This is a genomic window from Flavobacterium aquidurense (assembly GCF_002217195.1).
Taxonomy (GTDB): domain Bacteria; phylum Bacteroidota; class Bacteroidia; order Flavobacteriales; family Flavobacteriaceae; genus Flavobacterium; species Flavobacterium frigidimaris.
Genome location: NZ_MUGR01000036.1, coordinates 143,895 through 161,330, shown reverse-complemented (window position 1 = coordinate 161,330; position 17,436 = coordinate 143,895). Strand labels below are relative to the sequence as shown.

At 33.5% G+C, this 17,436-nt stretch carries 15 protein-coding genes and 1 pseudogene; 8 read left to right on the top strand and 8 right to left on the bottom strand.

From position 1 onward, the window contains the following. The first annotated feature begins 237 nt into the window (after positions 1–237). The 3 genes from B0A67_RS19000 (at position 238) to B0A67_RS18990 (ending at position 2,372) form a co-directional block, all read left to right on the top strand. Positions 238–795 (top strand): suppressor of fused domain protein, encoded by a 558-nt coding sequence (locus B0A67_RS19000; RefSeq protein WP_072962814.1) that lies wholly within the window; start codon positions 238–240, stop codon positions 793–795. A gap of 37 nt (positions 796–832) precedes the next feature. Next, the gene (locus B0A67_RS18995) at positions 833–1,570 is read left to right on the top strand and encodes a hypothetical protein (RefSeq protein WP_072962815.1); all 738 of its coding nucleotides are present in this window, start codon (positions 833–835) and stop codon (positions 1,568–1,570) included. 337 nt (positions 1,571–1,907) lie between these two features. Next, a complete protein-coding gene (locus B0A67_RS18990) occupies positions 1,908–2,372 on the top strand; it encodes a JAB domain-containing protein (RefSeq protein WP_072962818.1) in 465 nt (154 codons plus the stop codon). 302 nt (positions 2,373–2,674) lie between these two features. On the opposite strand, the pseudogene B0A67_RS18985 reads toward B0A67_RS18990, so the two are convergent. The 3 genes and pseudogenes from B0A67_RS18985 to B0A67_RS18975 all read right to left on the bottom strand — a co-directional run. Next, positions 2,675–3,070 (bottom strand): annotated as a pseudogene (locus B0A67_RS18985) (IS1 family transposase); the annotation flags it as partial. 158 nt (positions 3,071–3,228) lie between these two features. After that, positions 3,229–3,825: a DUF4468 domain-containing protein gene (locus B0A67_RS18980; RefSeq protein ID WP_072962821.1), complete on the bottom strand. Its 597-nt coding sequence runs from the start codon at positions 3,823–3,825 to the stop codon at positions 3,229–3,231. A gap of 528 nt (positions 3,826–4,353) precedes the next feature. Beyond that, positions 4,354–4,923: a hypothetical protein gene (locus tag B0A67_RS18975; protein WP_072962824.1), complete on the bottom strand. Its 570-nt coding sequence runs from the start codon at positions 4,921–4,923 to the stop codon at positions 4,354–4,356. 422 nt (positions 4,924–5,345) lie between these two features. Here B0A67_RS18975 and B0A67_RS25435 point away from each other — a divergent pair, with 422 nt between their 5' ends. Next, on the top strand, positions 5,346–5,579 hold the full coding sequence (locus tag B0A67_RS25435) for a DUF6965 family protein (protein WP_072962828.1): 234 nt from the start codon (positions 5,346–5,348) through the stop codon (positions 5,577–5,579). Between the two features lie 175 nt (positions 5,580–5,754). Here B0A67_RS25435 and xseB read toward each other — a convergent pair whose 3' ends face one another. Continuing rightward, positions 5,755–5,961, bottom strand: coding sequence for an exodeoxyribonuclease VII small subunit (xseB, locus tag B0A67_RS18965; RefSeq protein ID WP_072962832.1), 207 nt, complete (start codon positions 5,959–5,961; stop codon positions 5,755–5,757). After that, a complete protein-coding gene (xseA, locus tag B0A67_RS18960; protein WP_072962836.1) occupies positions 5,939–7,375 on the bottom strand; it encodes an exodeoxyribonuclease VII large subunit in 1,437 nt (478 codons plus the stop codon). The genes xseB and xseA overlap by 23 nt, the downstream gene beginning before the upstream one ends. Positions 7,376–8,182: 807 nt before the next feature. Here xseA and B0A67_RS18950 point away from each other — a divergent pair. Continuing rightward, complete coding sequence (locus B0A67_RS18950; protein WP_072962843.1) at positions 8,183–8,401, top strand: hypothetical protein; 219 nt, start codon at positions 8,183–8,185, stop codon at positions 8,399–8,401. 206 nt (positions 8,402–8,607) lie between these two features. Then, positions 8,608–9,009: a lipocalin-like domain-containing protein gene (locus B0A67_RS18945; RefSeq protein ID WP_072962847.1), complete on the top strand. Its 402-nt coding sequence runs from the start codon at positions 8,608–8,610 to the stop codon at positions 9,007–9,009. A 117-nt stretch (positions 9,010–9,126) separates the two neighbouring features. On the opposite strand, the gene katG is transcribed toward B0A67_RS18945, so the two are convergent. After that, positions 9,127–11,400: a catalase/peroxidase HPI gene (katG, locus tag B0A67_RS18940; protein WP_072962850.1), complete on the bottom strand. Its 2,274-nt coding sequence runs from the start codon at positions 11,398–11,400 to the stop codon at positions 9,127–9,129. Positions 11,401–12,076: 676 nt separating this feature from the next. Here katG and chrA point away from each other — a divergent pair. Beyond that, positions 12,077–13,405, top strand: a complete 1,329-nt coding sequence (gene chrA, locus B0A67_RS18935) for a chromate efflux transporter (RefSeq protein WP_072962853.1) — start codon at positions 12,077–12,079, stop codon at positions 13,403–13,405. Positions 13,406–13,493: 88 nt separating this feature from the next. Here the strand turns inward: chrA and B0A67_RS18930 are convergent, their stop codons facing one another. Then, on the bottom strand, positions 13,494–13,829 hold the full coding sequence (locus tag B0A67_RS18930) for a hypothetical protein (RefSeq protein ID WP_072962857.1): 336 nt from the start codon (positions 13,827–13,829) through the stop codon (positions 13,494–13,496). A gap of 490 nt (positions 13,830–14,319) precedes the next feature. Between B0A67_RS18930 and B0A67_RS18925 the strand changes: the two genes are divergently transcribed. Next, positions 14,320–15,165: a GNAT family N-acetyltransferase gene (locus B0A67_RS18925; protein WP_084074599.1), complete on the top strand. Its 846-nt coding sequence runs from the start codon at positions 14,320–14,322 to the stop codon at positions 15,163–15,165. 146 nt (positions 15,166–15,311) lie between these two features. Here the strand turns inward: B0A67_RS18925 and B0A67_RS18920 are convergent, their stop codons facing one another. Continuing rightward, positions 15,312–17,432, bottom strand: coding sequence for a cation:proton antiporter (locus B0A67_RS18920; RefSeq protein WP_072962860.1), 2,121 nt, complete (start codon positions 17,430–17,432; stop codon positions 15,312–15,314). Positions 17,433–17,436: the final 4 nt, after the last annotated feature.

Genomic DNA, 17,436 nt, shown 5'->3' with positions numbered 1-17,436 from the left:
TTGAGACGGCTCCTTTTTTTGTGGTTCGAAAATTATTATCTAAATTTTTATTTTTTTGCCAGATCACTATTTACGGTACATTTTCGGTTCGAACTCCGTCAAGTTGCTTTAGAATTGCCACAAGAACATTATTGTTTGCATATTGATTATAAAGTTATTAAGTTCACTTTGTCAAATAATAGTTTTTGCAAGATTGATTTGACATGAAAATTGACTCTATTTCACAATAAAAAATAAATGCAAAAAAAATATTCTACAAACTTAACATATCACTATAATTCCTATTTTGGAATTGTTGGAAAAAAAATGAAATGGGAAGTAGGTCCTATATGGAAAAACCATCTTGAGTTTTTCGTTTTAGAATTTGCTCCAAATAATGTTCACAACATGTGGACATATTGTACCGTTGGAATGTCAGCTGATTTAATAGATGATAACTTAATTGAGTTAGTCATTTATTCTCCGAGACAAGATAGTTCTTTGGTTGAATTATTGTATGTTCATGCTTCTCATCATAGACTGACACCTTTTAATATTCACCATACTTCAAATATTGGAAGACCTTGGCTTAAAAATTCTATCTGTGACCATGCATTTATTTCATTACCTTATCTTGACGGGGAGAATCTAGAAATTTTTCAATTTGATGAAAAAGTAATTCATTGCTATTGGCTTATCCCTATTACAGAAAAAGAACGAGATTACAAAATAGAGTATGGCTGTGAGGCATTGGAAGAATTGTTTGAGGAAAAAGAATTGGATTACTTAAATCCTTTGAGAAATTCCTTAGTTTAAACAATTGTAATTAAAAATTTTAAATAAAAACAAAATTATGCTATTTCGACTATTTAAAAGTTTAGATGAAAAAGTTAAAGAAGATAAAGAAAACTTGATTTCTAAGTTAAAGTCTTCTGATGCAAAGACTCTAATTATTGAAATGGGAAGCAAAAATTTTATTTCAAATAATATCATTAAAAAGCAGAAACGAGACCAATCTTTTGGAAGTGAAGATTATTCTAGTTGGTATGCTTATAGAATTTCTGATGAATTAAGTGATATAAACTTAAGACCCGAACTTATAGAATTACTTAAAGACAAAGATTTTTTTCAATATAAACAATACGTTTTAAGATGTTTAAGCAGCTTATGCGTAAACTGTAAAGATTATGAACTTTTTGACTTTTTGATTTCAGAACTCAAAAAAACTGACAAAGAAGAAGTAATTACAACCGTTTTAAGCAGACTTAATGAATTAAGAAAACCAGCCACGCTTAATATTGATTATCTTAAACAATTACTATTAACGGGAACTTATCAGAATAGGATTGATGCACTGAATGCCTTAAAAAACTCAGAGCATAAAGATTTAGAAGAGATTTTAATATTAAAACTGAAGACTAGTGATCAGCATACTAAATGTATGATTTGTGCAACCCTTAGATCTACTGGAACAATAAAATCATTAGAAACGTTGAAGGCAGAATTTAAAAGAACAAGAAGCAATGATTTAAAATATTTCATTCAAAGTGCAATAGATGAAATAAATGAGCGAGAAAATAGCAAGTGCTAAATATTTAAATTTCCACGAGCATCTTTAAATCTTCTAACAAATGGTTCGAATTCTGCCCCGCCAAGGTCGGTATTAAGGTAAAATTAAGTTGACCGTGATGGGGTTCGAACCTTAATACTTTTCGCAATAATTAATGTTTTTTGACCTACACCAAAGAGTCCATTATTCTTTTAATATCTTAATTAATTTTGTTACAAAGTTAGGGAATCGCTCGCGGGCGCTAACAAAAAATTCCCCCATAAATGCAGGAAAAAATTCCTGCTTTATTGCGTTGCTTTTTGCGCTTGCTAAGCGATTCCTGGTGGATGTTCCATAATTAATTTAAAATATAGAAATTATGGAAACTTTAAATCAAAACTGGCAGACTGTATCTGAAATTGAACTGATCTACAAAACAAAAGTAAAAAACTCAGAAAGACCACAAATCAAATCTTCAAAAGATGCGTATAAACTAGTCCTATCAGCTTGGGATTATAATAAAATAGAATTCTTCGAGCAGTTCAAAGTATTACTTCTGAATCAAGCTCACAAGGCACTTGGAATTTATGAAATCTCTTCTGGAGGAATTGCAGGAACTGTTGTAGATCTTAGATTAATATTCTCAGCAGCTCTTAAGGCAAATGCTACATCTTTGATGATGATTCACAACCATCCTTCAGGAAACCTCACAGCCTCTGAAGCAGATAAACACATAACTCGAAAAGTAAAAGAAGCTGGAAGACTTCTTGATATTACATTATTAGATTCATTAATTATAACTACCGAATCTTACTACTCCTTTGCTGATGAAGGCGCTTTATAAGCGCCTTTATAACTTTTGTTATCTTTAAAAAATTCCAAAAAAGTTAAAGATTTTTCAATATCTATTTAAGATGCAAGTGAAATAATCATATAATAATCTTCAATAAAGTGGTTAGATGTTTGAATGCTTCCCGCTCCTAAAAAAAAGATAAAACCCTAGAAATCAATACTCATAAGACTTAACATGGTTCGAGAAAATTTACTTCGCTATCGCAAAATAAAAAATAACCCGTGTTTAAAAGGGAAAGTGGTTCAAGTCTTATCAGGTTAAAATTTAAAAAGTTACTCCTTATTGCATTTTATTCAAATCCAAAAGTAAATCTTCAAAACAGCAGTAAAAATCATTAAACTTTTACTGAAACAAATCGTTCTTCGATTTAATCTTTTAAGGTGTGTTCTAAGTGTCAGATTCTTCCTTTCAATATGATTTGTTCCAAAACGCTTGATAGAATGCATTTCATCATCAAGCAGATATCGATAATTTTTCAGTCTGTCGGTAAATATCTTTTTAGCTTCGGATAGTTTTAAAGTTTCCATAACTCGGCTTAGAGTTTTGTTGGTTCGTTTGCCAACATTAAAACTCACAACTGTTTTAGAATTCTTTTCCAATGCATAAACCAGCCAGATGTAATTTTTCTTGTGCCTGATGTAAGTACACAGCTCATCAACTTCATAGATTTTCCCTCTGCTTATAATGGCCTCGAAAAGTACTCTCTGATTAAAAAAAAACATGATCTTACAAATCATTATATAGAAAAAAAACAGATCTTAAGTTAGCTTATTTATCATTTGATATATATAAAGAAAGCAACTCTTTCAATTTGCTTTTATCATTCAATTAATGAAACGAATATACTTTACCAACCATTATTCTCAGTCGAATTCGTATTTCCTTCTTTTATAGATTTTTCAATTGATTCTATTGATTTATAGGCCATTTTTGTGCTCTTATAAAGTGCTTTTGTATAGATGGTGCTTTGCCAACCTTTTGGATTTATTGGATAGCTATCAAAAACTTTTAATGTGGAATACGATGGTGCGGTATTACCTCCCATCGTTTTTGTTTTATATTCTGTCAGAGTAATAAAAACTCTTACTTTATTATCTTTAATATCAACTCTAATAACATGCCATAAATCAATTTCTGTTGTGACAATACTATATCCAACATGTACATTATCATAAATTCCTTTACCTATAATTAATCCATTTTCTTTTTCTTGAACTTGAATTACAGATTCTCCGTTTCCATAATTATAAGTAAAGTATGCCAAGACTCTTGGATAAATTTCTTCTTTTTTTAAACCATCAATTTCGATAATCTTTGTTATGGTAACATTATTATTATCATCAACATTATATTTGCCATCCATTTCAGCTAACATCTCTTTTTTGCTTTGAGCAAACACAAATGCATTACATATTAAAAAAACACATAGTAATAATCTTTTCATATTTGAGTAAATTAAATTAATTCAAACTCAAATGTAAAGCATTGAAATTCCATAATATTATGGTTTTCCGTAATTGAATAAACTAAAGTAGATTACTATAGAATTACTTCCTTTAAGCTGAACATTTATTATTGGTATGATAAAGTACTTTTAAAAAAGTTCAGAAAAATATATTAGAAATCCATGATCTTCATAATAATTTTTCTATTTTTTTGACTTTGTTGCTAAAACGCCTACTAAATATTTTGTTATGATTTACAACACAATTATACGTTTACCTTGTTACAATCTGTACTTCAGATTCCACCTCACGATGGACACCCTTGCATTTACCTAACACTTTCTACTGTAAAAGTGTGTTTTGGATTTACACCCTAGAGTTATTGCCCATACCAGGCGCCCCAAACGGAAGAGACAACCTATTAGGTTGCCTCTCTACTATTGAAAATTTATATTCTTTTCCAATTACTTATATTTACATTGCAAAACATTTAATCTAAAACATTATCTGTATACATTACCATCACGTTAAACAAACTTCTCCCACACCTTAAATAAATTATATAGGCAATCAACATTATTACTCTCTTTGTCTACTAATTTATTTCCAAGAATATAAAGTAGCCAAACTGGATTGAGTTCCATTTTTTTTAATTTAATGATAATATGGCCATGATTGACATCTTTTTTATTTTTAGAAAAAGATTGTTCCCATTTAAGCCCTGCATTTTCTTTTATAAATGTTTCTCCAAAATATATTGCTGTATCAACCAATATCGAACGTGATTTTATAGTTAAAACCCAATCCTTAATAGTAATATAATCTGGTACCATTGCTTTTTTTTCATTGTACTGATCCTTTGAAAGCTTTTCAGTTTCAATCGTTCTTGTCAACCATTTTCCTAAATCTTTTAACGAATTTAATTTAAAATTTGCTTCCCATTTTTCAAATTCAGGGGTTGATTTGACACTATCAATTAAAGACTTAATTCTCGAATTCTTATTCTCTATAAACCATAGACCATACTCTTTTAATTCTTCTTTTGTTTTAGAACTAAAATTATAATCGATCGGTAAATTATTAATTATTGTATACATTTTTTTAATGATTAATTACTGTTATCCCATTGCTCTCAAGTGCGTTTATTAATTATTTGGATCCCCCTTGTAAACCTGTTTATTAACGATTAATTTAAATACATATTTCATCCCTTTGTACTCCGTTAAAGACGTGGCCATTGCAATTTTAGTTTCTATTTTAATTTATAGCACAACAAAATTTTACTCTTTGTTGTAAAAAGAATGCACTTATTTCCTTTTACTTTAAAAATACATTCATTAATAATAACAGTAATTTTGTTTTTATCTTTTTATTATTGTGAATTTCCATATTAGCTAATAATTAATACAATTCCCTTATACCCAGACTACTGAAAAATGCAAGATAAATCAATGAAATTCTAATGTTTTAAAGTAGCTGCAGCCTTGACAAACATTAGCATTTTGCTTACTTTTGCCCCATGAGTCATGAAGAAATTAAACGATACTTTGAAAGCACACCTCCACCCGAGGTAGTACAATGGAAACCCTGGGCCAAAATTAGTGATTCAAAGCTTTTTTTAAACAGCTGCTACATTGGCATTCACAATTTTAATGGTCCCCTTGAGATGTGTCCGGCATGGTGGCATCTAAAGGATTTTTACCAGCACGTCAAACGTAACCTACCCAACACCACTGAGCCACAACCTGAATAAAATGACATTGATATAAATGATAAAAAAGCCCATTAGAGAACATCTTTAATGGGCTTGTAAGTTATAGGCTTGTAATGACAGATATATGAGTTTTTAAAGCTCAACATACTGTTTATATGGGATTGTATGATAAAATAACGTACAAAACAATGCAATTATTATCCCAACTGATCTCTTAGCTTGCAGGATTTTCCATTTGGCTGATGATCTTGTTGACTTCACTTTCAGTTGATTTGAGTTTGGTCTGGCAAAAAGCAATAAGCTCAGAGGCTCTTTTTACTTTTATAGCCAGTACATCAACCGAAATGGTTTCATTCTCTATTTCCTTTGCAATTGCTGCAAGCTCAGCATATGCCGCTTCATAGGTTAGTGTCTCTTTCATTGTATATTGTTTTTTCCTTGACGGTAGTTTTAAAAATTGTATCACAGAGTATCACATCCATAGTGTCTCCCACCTTTATAATATCAGCATTACTGGTGATGGTATCGTTTACTCTGACAATAGCGTATCCTTTTTTAAGAATATTCTCCGGAGACATCATCTTTATACTAGAACTATAGTGTCCCAGATAGTTTTTCTGATTGCGAAGATACTGATTGGTAAATGTTTTTAAATTACTAATCGTATTTTCAATATCACTTATCCTGTTGTAGAGAATAATCCTGGGTTTACCTGCAATCTGATGCGAGATATTTACCAGTTGTCGGTGCTCTTGGTAGAGGATTGATTTGGAGCTGTTAATCGTGTTTTGGTTAATGAATGTTAAGGAGTCTTTATGTGCCGAGATGAGCTCTCTGGCACTATTGGAAATAGTACTCTTCATACTTGAAAGGCTTTGGTAATTCAAAAGAAAAAGCTGTTGGGATTTAATCACAATATTTTTTTGCAGCCAGAGGATACTTTGCTCAAAACTACGGTTATGGGCAATAATAAACTCAGCAGCTTTAGTGGGTGTCTTGGTCTGGGTATGGGCCATGAGATCTGTTATACTCACATTTTTTTGATGTCCGATGCCGGTGATCACAGGAATTGGAAATTTTGCCACAGCGCGCCCAATGTTATAATTGTCAAAGATCAGGAAATCAGACTGCGCCCCTCCGCCCCTTGTAATTACAACAGCGTCATACTGAATACCGGTATTGTAAACTTCAATGAGTTTACTAAGGAAAAGCTTCGCATTATTGTCTCCCTGAACAATGGTTGGGTAATCATCTATTTCAAAGACATAGCCAAAATCATTATTCTCAAGGGTATGCCTGAAATCCTCATGGCCTGCGGAATTACTCCCTGAAAGCACCGCTACTTTTTGAATGACTGCACTTAGCTTTATCTGGTTGTTTGTAGTGATGTACTGCTCCCCTTCTTTTGTAATAAAAGAGTTCTCTTCCACAAGCCTTTTAAGGGTAGCATTGCGTTGTTGCTCCAGGATGCCCAGGGTGAAATTGGTATCAATATCCAGGACATTCAGGGACAGACCAAACAAAGGATGATAATCCACACTGACAAGGACCAGTACGTTGATATTGTTGGTAAAACTCTGTCCTGTATTTTTTTCAAAATCAGAAAGATGCATCGATCCTGTTCCCCAAGCTTTCCCAATAATTTTTGCAACAATACTGTTAGATGTAGTTGCTTTCTCCACCAGTTCAAAATAATGAATCTTCTTATCGGCCTTATAGGAATGATTGGTAATATCGGCTATAACCCAAAAGGTCTGTCCCTTAAACCGATCGGTTAGGGCATCACTGATTTTGCTGTTAAGCTCCGAGAGTTTGATATGTTTTTCTGATTCCATAAAAAGCAGTGAGCTTTGAGTGTTGCTTGTTGAACTGATTCTAAAAAATATAGAAATGCAATAATTGTATTGTAAAATGACATTTCAAAAGTCAAAGATAAAGCCATTCGCTACTATTGCCTGGTTCCCTTACACTACATTCTTATTTGAAAACTCTAATCTCAAACACATTTACATGCCAAAATTACTAAAAATGACACTACATACAAGTTTTTCCCGTTTCATAGCAAACCTGCTTTTTCTAGAAGATGCAATATAACTATTTTCCTTTTTATTACCATGCTCCAATGCGACCTGATCATTGGTGCTCTTTAAATCTTTGGCCTTTTCTTTCAATTACAAATTGCTCTAAATCGCTCATTCTATTTACTGCTTTATCCCAATTCTTGAGGATTTTTATAATATTTTCTTTGACGATTTTAATTATTTTTAATGTGTGAAACAATCCGGATTTTAAAGCGGTTTATAAATGTCAGAAGTGAGAATTTTGAAAATGTTAGATATTATAAAAAAATCTATCCCTTTTTATATTCTCATTCATGATTTCTAAAAATGGTTGTGTCTCTTTAATACAGAGTACTGTTGTCTTGAATTGAACAACTAATTGCACTTGAAAAGGATTTAAAGAACCACTGTCATATTTAAGGCCTTGCTGTTTTTGAAATTCCAAACCAATGTCCAAAATAAAACTAACGCTCACTAAATAAGCAAGTTAATACATGCGAATATTATAAGAAACTGTATTTTTTTTATAATTTAAATCCATTTTCTTGACTTAAATTTAACTTCCCTTTAAAAATAGCAATCATGGAAAATTCAAACAATCATCTGAATTATAGACTAAAAAAATGTCCTTATCATGTCTCGGTATATGGAGAGGCTAATTGTGAGCTCATTTATAGAACCTTTTATAAAGGGGACTGGGGAGATTGGGACGAGCCTGCAGAGAAACAAGAAGATTTAAATAGCCTCGTTAGTAAAAAGACTACTGGTCCTGGAATAGAAAACCCAGTAGTTAAATTATAATTTATGGGAGTAAAATTACTTCGGAATTAAGTTGTCTTTTGAACTTTTTTCTCATGCTCTTATACTTTGAACGGCATTATTAAATTTATAAAAACTACTACAAATCTTAAACAATTAAAGACAGTAACATTTAGAAGATTTATCCTATATTTGTTTTACAGCATTTAATTTCAAAAAAACTATAAAAAAACCAAATTCCTAAGCCTGTGAAAAAAATATACTTGCTCTCTTTATTTCTAATCATCTTCACTTCTTGTTCAAGGGATAATGATACTATCCCAGAAGATACATCAGGTGATATCCAAGGCACCTGGCAGCTAAAAGCATTCTATATTTCGGGTGTAAGACAGCCTTTAAGTACCTGCCGTCTGAATGAAAGCATTGCCTTTGAGCAAAACTCCATTATTATTGTAAAGACTCAAGAGACCAGTAACGCACCGTGCAATATCAGTACCGAGAATGGCACTTTTTCACGAGCGGCCAATACCTTATCGATAACATTTCCCAATGAGAACAGCACAGTTAAAATCAAGGAGCTTACTAAAGTTAAATTAGTTATCATCCCAGAGAATAACCAAGAGACACTGCAATATGAGAAAGCGCAGTAAGCTATATTAAATAAGCCCGATTAAAATCGGGCTTATTATTGAAAATTTCAATTAGATTCTTTTTACTAAATCCTTACTAGGACTTTTTCAGGTAAAGAAACTTCAGTATTACTAGAATCAAACCAGATCAAATCTATCCAGATTCATTATTTTATTCCATACCCCAACAAAGTCATTTACGAATTTCTCCTTTGCATCACCACTGGCATATACCTCTGCTATAGACCTTAATTCAGAATTAGATCCAAAGACAAGATCGGCGCGTGTTGCCAGCCATTTGGGCTGACCTGTTTTACGGTCATTTCCTGTATAAAGCTCCTGATCCTCTGAAACTGCTTTCCACTGAGTATTCATATCAAGAAGATTCACAAAAAAGTCATTGCTTAACTGACCAGGGCGATGTGTGAAGACGCCATTTTTACTACCATCGGCATTAATATCAAGTACACGAAGCCCTCCTAGAAGCACCGTTAACTCGGGAGCTGTCAGGGTTAATAAATTGGCTTTATCAATTAGAAGTTCTTCAGTTGATACAGCGGACTTTGTTTTTCGGTAATTCCTAAAACCATCTGCTTTAGGTTCCAGATACTCAAATGATTCAATATCTGTTTGCTCTGCAGAAGCATCCGTACGACCTGGTGTGAATGGTACCTTGATACCTGATCCCCCTTGCAATGCCGCTTTCTCAATACCTGCTGCTCCCGCTAAAACTATAAGGTCGGCCAATGAAACTTTTTTTCCACCAATTTGAGACGCATTAAATTCTCTCTGGATATTCTCCAGTTTCTCGATAACCACTTTAAGCTCAGAAGGCTTGTTTACATCCCAGTTTTTTTGCGGAGATAATCTTATTCGCGCACCATTGGCGCCGCCTCTCTTATCTGACCCTCTAAAAGTAGAGGCCGAAGCCCATGCTGTTGCTACTAATTGAGATACACTTAATCCTGTATTTACTATTTTTTCCTTTAATTGACTTATGTCATTCTCCTCTATTAATTGATGATCAAGGGCCGGAATAGGATCTTGCCATAATAATTCTTCCTTAGGAACATCAGGTCCTAAATAACGCGAGCGAGGACCCATATCACGATGTGTTAGTTTAAACCACGCGCGCGCGAAGACCTCAGCAAACTCATCTGGATTTTCAAAAAAACGACGTGATATTTTCTCATACTCAGGATCAAGTCTTAATGATAAGTCAGTGGTAAGCATTGTTGGAAGATGTTTCTTACTATTATCAAAAGCATCAGGAATGATTGCCTGGGCATTTTTAGCAACCCACTGATGAGCGCCTGCCGGGCTTTTGGAGAGTTCCCATTCAAAGCCAAATAAGTTTTCAAAGAAATTATTACTCCACTGGGTAGGTGTTGTAGTCCAGGTAACTTCCAGACCACTTGTAATGGCATCAGGACCTTTGCCAGAACCAAAGCTGTTTTTCCAGCCCAATCCCTGTAGCTCTAGACCAGCCGCTTCGGGTTCCTTACCTACGTTATCCGAAGGAGCTGCACCGTGGGTTTTCCCAAAGGTATGTCCCCCAGCTATTAAGGCTACGGTTTCCTCATCGTTCATGGCCATTCGTCCAAATGTATCTCTAATATCTTTTGCTGCCGCAATTGGGTCAGGATTCCCATCAGGCCCTTCAGGGTTCACATATATAAGTCCCATCTGAACAGCTGCCAGGGGTTTTTCCAAATTTCTGCTATGAATATCACCATCAGCGTCATCATCTGAGGATACAACTCCATGATCTTTGGGTACGCCCTCAGAACCTTTATTATAGCGCTCATCCCCGCCTAGCCATGTGGTTTCCGAACCCCAGTAAACTGATTCATCTGGTTCCCAAACATCAGCGCGTCCTCCTGCAAAACCAAATGTTTTAAATCCCATCGATTCCAGGGCAATGTTCCCCGTTAGAATCATTAGATCTGCCCAGGAAATTTTTTGTCCGTATTTTTGTTTTATCGGCCAGAGTAATCTTCTTGCCTTATCCAGACTCACATTATCGGGCCAGCTATTAAGAGGGGCGAAACGTTGTTGACCAGCGCCTGCACCACCACGCCCGTCATGTACCCGGTAGGTTCCCGCGCTATGCCATGCCATACGGATAAAAAGACCTCCATAATGACCGAAATCTGCCGGCCACCATTCTTGCGAATCCGTCATAAGGGTATGTAAATCTTTTTTTACCGCTTCAAGATCAAGACTTTTAAAAGCCTGAGCATAATCAAAATTCTTGTCTAAAGGATTTGATAGTACTGAGTTTTGTCTAAGGATATTTAATTTTAGCTGCTGGGGCCACCAGTCACGATTTTTTGTACCGGTTGCCGCTTCCTTATCCATGCTCCCATTATGAAATGGGCACTTGCTAATGTCATTAGATTGATTCTCCATAGTTTGAACTTTTATTTTTATACTAAATTACAAAGTAAATCAAGAGAATGCTCGCCATTGAATCATAAATAATTCTTATTTTATAGATAAAATCTATTATAGAGCATGAGTTATATAAACTTTTTGTGTGCAGAGAAGATAATGACAGCTTATTGATTCTAAGAAGTGAGAACTCCTATGAAGGAAAAAAACAAAATAGATATGATACTTGTGTCAGTAAAAGATATAATAATTTTGTAATATGAAATTATTTTTATATAAAATCTTGAAATGAATTTTCTCTATATTTACCTAGTTATTAAAAGAGTAAGACTTTTTATTAAAGATGTAGGATCTTTAAATTGTATCTTTTTAAGTAGAAATACTTAAAAACACAAATTGTGTACCTTCCTTGTCCCGCTTGTTTGATTCGTTGCTGATATTTAACAAAAAAAGGCTTGGGAGGTACATCTTTTTAAAAACAGCACAAGTATCTCGATTATGCTTTTAAAAGTTGTTAAATACCATTAAAAGACAGCTTATTTTTATTCGAATCTTAGGTTTTTGCTGCTGCTTTATTTAACTTAGCAATCCGGAAAAAGCCTGAAAGAAAACTCATTTAAGCACCAATTAAACAGGCGTAAAGATCTTTTAAGAATTGGTTTACTGAAAAAAACCAAATTGGAAATCCCCATACATGCATATAATAAAAAAAAGTAAAGCTGAGCAACCAAATTTTACTCAGGCAATTCGTTTTTGGTTTCTACTAGGTTGGATAAGTTTTGGTGGTACAACAGGTCATGTTACTATTATGCATGATTTTCTTGTTGAAAAAAAGAAATGGGTGAGTAACGCCAAGTTTTTTAGCGCGCTTAATGCCTGCATGATTCTGCCGGGACCAGAAGCCCATCAGTTAGCCATTTATCTTGGATGGAAACTACATGGAATTAAAGGGGGGATAATATCAGGTATATTTTTTATTTTGCCTTCTATACTAATTATATGGTCTTTAAGTATTCTTTATGCTCTTTATGGAAATACTCCTTTGCTTATATCGGTTTTTGATGGTCTAAAGCCTGCAGTATTGGCCATTATTATATACGCTACTTGGAGAGTAAGTCAAAAATCACTTATTAGTTTTTTACATTACTTTATTGCATTTGCCTCTTTCATTTCTTCCTATTTCCTGCATATCCCAACGCCATGGATAATAATAGGGGTTATCTTTTTTTCAATTGTAATTCGCATTGCTGCCCCTGAGTTTATACTGATCAAAAAAGCAAAAAGTGCAATTGATAGCCATGAAGATATGTACTATGTTAATATCGATCAAGGCGCAAATAAAACATCTTTTAAAACAATAACAAAACAACTTATTGTTTTTCTTATTCTTTGGTTTGTTCCCTTTTTAAGCATAACGTTTCTACTGGTAGATACATTATTTTGGCAAAAACTTTCATTGCTTTTTACTCAATCTGCCTTCTTGACAATTGGAGGGTCTTACACTGTGATTCCCTATGTAGCCAATTTAGTTACAAATAAATTGGCATGGCTTTCCAAGACTCAAATGATAGATGGTTTTGCTTTAGCCGAAACCACACCGGGTCCTCTGGTTATTGTATTGTCTTATGTAGGTTTTATGGCCGGATTGAATCACTTTAATGGCTCTTTACTGATGGGAACCATAGGGCTTTTAACAGCAAGTTATTTTACATTTCTACCTAATTTTATCATGATTTTTATGGGCGCTCCACTGATTGAAAAATCTCAAAAAAATCCAACCATTCAAGCCGTTTTATCATTAATTACTGCTGCTGTTGTGGGGGTGATTGTAAATCTTGCCTTTTATCTTGGAGAAAGTATCTTATTTTCTGGTAAAGTGATCTCTTCACTAAGCTTTAACCCAATGGCATTAGGATGGGTTTTATTCTCTCTTGTTTTACTTATTAAGTATAAAGTAAATATGATATCCCTTATTTTGATCAGTTTAGGATATGGTGCGATGCGTTATATTTTGATGTTTTGATTAAGAGGATTTCTATTGATTTGCATGATACTTGTATTGCTATTACACCTTAAAAATCAATTTAAAATTATTGTCACGTGTGAAAAATTCATCCTGTTTTTCCTTCTCTGCATAAGACTAACTCCATTTTGTTTTTCAATAGTAAAAAATCTTTGGCGAAATACAATTCCAGGCAATCCTTAATATCCTGCCAATTATTAAATTCTGATTTTAAACGTTTATCCTGATTCTCTCCATAGATAAAAAACACACATAAATTTTTATGAATTTCTAATACATATTGCTCCTCAATATGACCGATCCAAAATGATCCGTGCTCTGTGTCTGCCGTTTTAATTTCTTCAAGAGCAAGATTAAAATCCGAAATTGTCGCATTGTCAATTGATTCGCCTGTTGCTTTTTCAATCCAAAATTCTGTTGTCATAATTTCTCCTACGATTTATATAATATTGTACATATATACGAAAATTTATAGAAGCTTGTATTTTATACAAATCTAATAATCTCAACTTACTAGCGGAGATACTTTTAAAAACAAAAATTTGTAAAATTACAATCAAAAAAACTATTATATTTTTAACGACAAACTATTAACGATAAATGACTTAAATCTACCACAGGCTTCTTAAATATAGAGAGAAGCTAAAAATTCGATAAGATATATCTCTGAAAAGAAAGAAGAAGAAATAAACTGCCACTAGTAAGGGGAACTATTATACAAGAACATTTTTTATAAAATCTGACATCCGTTGAATAATTCAACAAAAATTAAAAATGATAGACCAGTCTATATAACACTAGATTTTTAATGCGTCCCCTTTCTCAGTCCCCTTAAATCGAGTATATTTACCAAAAATAGACTCGGAAAATTAACCCATTTGATTTTTAAACGAACTCATCTTAGCAGTACTTTTATGATTACTTTACAAACCTTAGAGAACATTCCTATCGAAAAACTTTTAGAAGTTTTCAATTTGTCATTCTCAGACTACATAGTACCATTTTGCCTGACAAAAGAACAACTCGAAGATAAAATAAAAAGCGATAGTATTAAGCTGGAATTCTCAGTAGGCGCTTTCCAGGATAATCAATTAATTGCTTTCATACTTCACGGCTATGACCTTGTTGACCAATTGAAAATTGTTTATAATGCAGCAACAGGAGTAATTCCAACAAAAAGGGGAAATAAATTAACTTACAAAATGTACGAACATATTTTACCTGTTTTGCACCAAAATAATATTGACAAGTTGTTACTTGAAGTGATAACCACAAATGAGCGTGCAATAAAAACTTACAAAAACATAGGGTTCAAAATCATCCGAGAATTGAATTGCTATAAAGGATCAATTAATATAACCAATAGGAACAGTGATTTTGAAATTCGCAAATTAGGGCAGTATAATTGGCCCGAACTTCAATCTTTTTGGGACTTAAAACCATCGTGGCAAAATTCGATTACAGCTCTTGAAAAGATGAAAAACTTCAATATTTCTCTGGGAGTATATGATAATGAAAAATTGTTGGGCTACTCAATTTTTAATCCAAAACTAAAAAGAATTCACCAACTTTCGGTTGATAAAAATTACAGAACAAAAGGAGCTGCTCGACAACTTTTAGAACACATTGCAACAAATTATGGAAAAGATCTTTCTGCTATAAATATTAAAAATACCTCAAAAGAAATACTAAAATTCATGAAAGAAATGGGAATGAATCTTTATATTAAACAATATGAAATGGAATTTCCTTTGAAATAAAATTATCGTCTATTGGTAATACCTTATCGGAAGTAGTTAAAGAAACAGGCTAAAATCGATAGTTTTTCAATGAATATAGTTCTTATATTGCAAAATTCACTGGTATTGACTAAACAGCCAATACCAAATGAATATGTAACTTTTTGCTATTTAAAAATTTTTCTTATAATTTTCCCGATATCGGCAAAATCATCAAGATTACTCACGGACCTTTTCTCAGTTGTAGTATTATCTATTTTTGAAAAAGGATAAATTAGTATATAATTGTTATTATGCAGATTCTTATTTAAAATTTCAGGCACATGCTGCATCTGGGGAAAATAAGATTTCATTCCTCTGTCTGCCATCAAAATAATAAGACCTTCATCTACCTCGAGATTGTACGCTACATTCTGAGCATCCTGCCAGGCTATTACAATATTAAAAACAGCTTCAATATTTGCCTTTCTAATGATACTCTCCAATACATTGATTGTTTTCTCATTGGCATAAAAGCTCATTTTTGCCCCTGAATTTTTCCCTATATTCCAAACCCTTAATAAGGAATGGAAAAAACCAGGTTCATGCTCTGCATTCCCAGGAATAAGAACGGCATATTTTTTAATGGTTGCCACAGGTTGTACTGCATGATAAACAATCACATTAATCTGCTTGTTTTGCAGGTAACCGTTATAAAGATTATAGATAAAGGAAGAGGAGAAACCTTTATCTTGTTCAAGTCCAATAATCAGATCGGTAATATTGTGCTCCTTTACTACATTATTAATACCTGCAACTACATCATTGTCGTGCCGTGTTATCGGATTTAGTTTAACGTCTGCCGCAGCGGCCATACTAACGGCTGCACCAAGTAATTTTTCAGCATTTTTTGAAGACGATTCGCTTTTGTCCTCATTAATAACATTAAGGGCAAAAAGCTTGTCTATATTTGTCTTGTTTTTTATAAGCAGCCCCAGATTAACCATTTTATCAACGGTATGTTCATGATTAAGAGCGAGCAGAATTTTTTCTTCTTCATCACCTGTACCCGCCACCGTTTCTTCTTTATCTGCATCGGCAATTCTTTGTGCGCTTGCCATTGAGACGAATGATGAAATGGTACAGGAAACCAATATCAAAAGAATACTGCCGTTAAGAACATGTTCATTTAAAAGCCTGATAGGTTCTCCGGCTTCGTTTTCAGACAAGATAATATTATACCCCACCATTACAGATGCCAGTGTAGCGGCCGCTGATGCGGCGCTCATTCCAAAGATAAGCCTGCCCTCATCATCTGTAAATTTAAATGTTTTTTTAGTCAAGATAGCTGCTGCATATTTTCCACCTATTGAAGCTACCAACATAATGCAAGCTACTCCGAGGGTTTCCCAACTCTGTATAAAAGCATTAAAATCAATTAGCATACCTACGCTGATAAGAAAAAAGGGAATAAAAATAGCATTTCCCACAAATTCGACCCTATTCATAAGTGATGAAGTGTGAGGTATAAGCCTGTTTAGAGCAAGGCCCGCAAAAAATGCGCCAATAATAGCTTCTATTCCTGCCAATTCAGCCAGTAAAGCTGCTAGATAGATCATGACAATTACAAAAATATACTGCGAAATCTTATCTTCAACATTCTTGAAAAACCAGCGTGCTACGATAGGAAAAACAAGTAAAACAATTAAGGCAAATACCAGCATGGAAACAGAGAGTTTAACCCAAAATGATGTTCCTACCTCACCCTGTGACATGCCTACTACAACAGCTAGTACTACTAGTGAAAGTACATCTGTTATCATTGTTCCGCCTACTGTAATATTTACTGCCAGCTTTTTGGCTATTCCCAGTTTGCTTATCATAGGATATACAATAAGGGTATGTGAGGAAAAAAGACTGGCAAACAATACTGAGGTTAAAACCGAAAAATGCAATACATAATAACCACCTATAAGCCCCAGTACAAATGGTACTGTAAAAGTGTATAATGAAAAAGTGATACTCTTCCATTTGTTTTTTTTAAAGTCGCCCATATCAATCTCAAGTCCTGCCAGAAACATGATATATAACAGTCCTGTGGTTCCCGTTACAACCACGCTACTGTCCCTAGCAAGAACATTGAATCCATTTGGACCTATAACTGCTCCGGCTATAATTAGCCCCAACAAATGAGGCACTTTTATTTTATTTAATAAAAGGGGAATACATAAAATTATAATGAGCTCGATCAGAAATTTTAGCACCGGATCTTCAATAGGAAGACTAACGTGTTGTATACTTAATAACATAAAT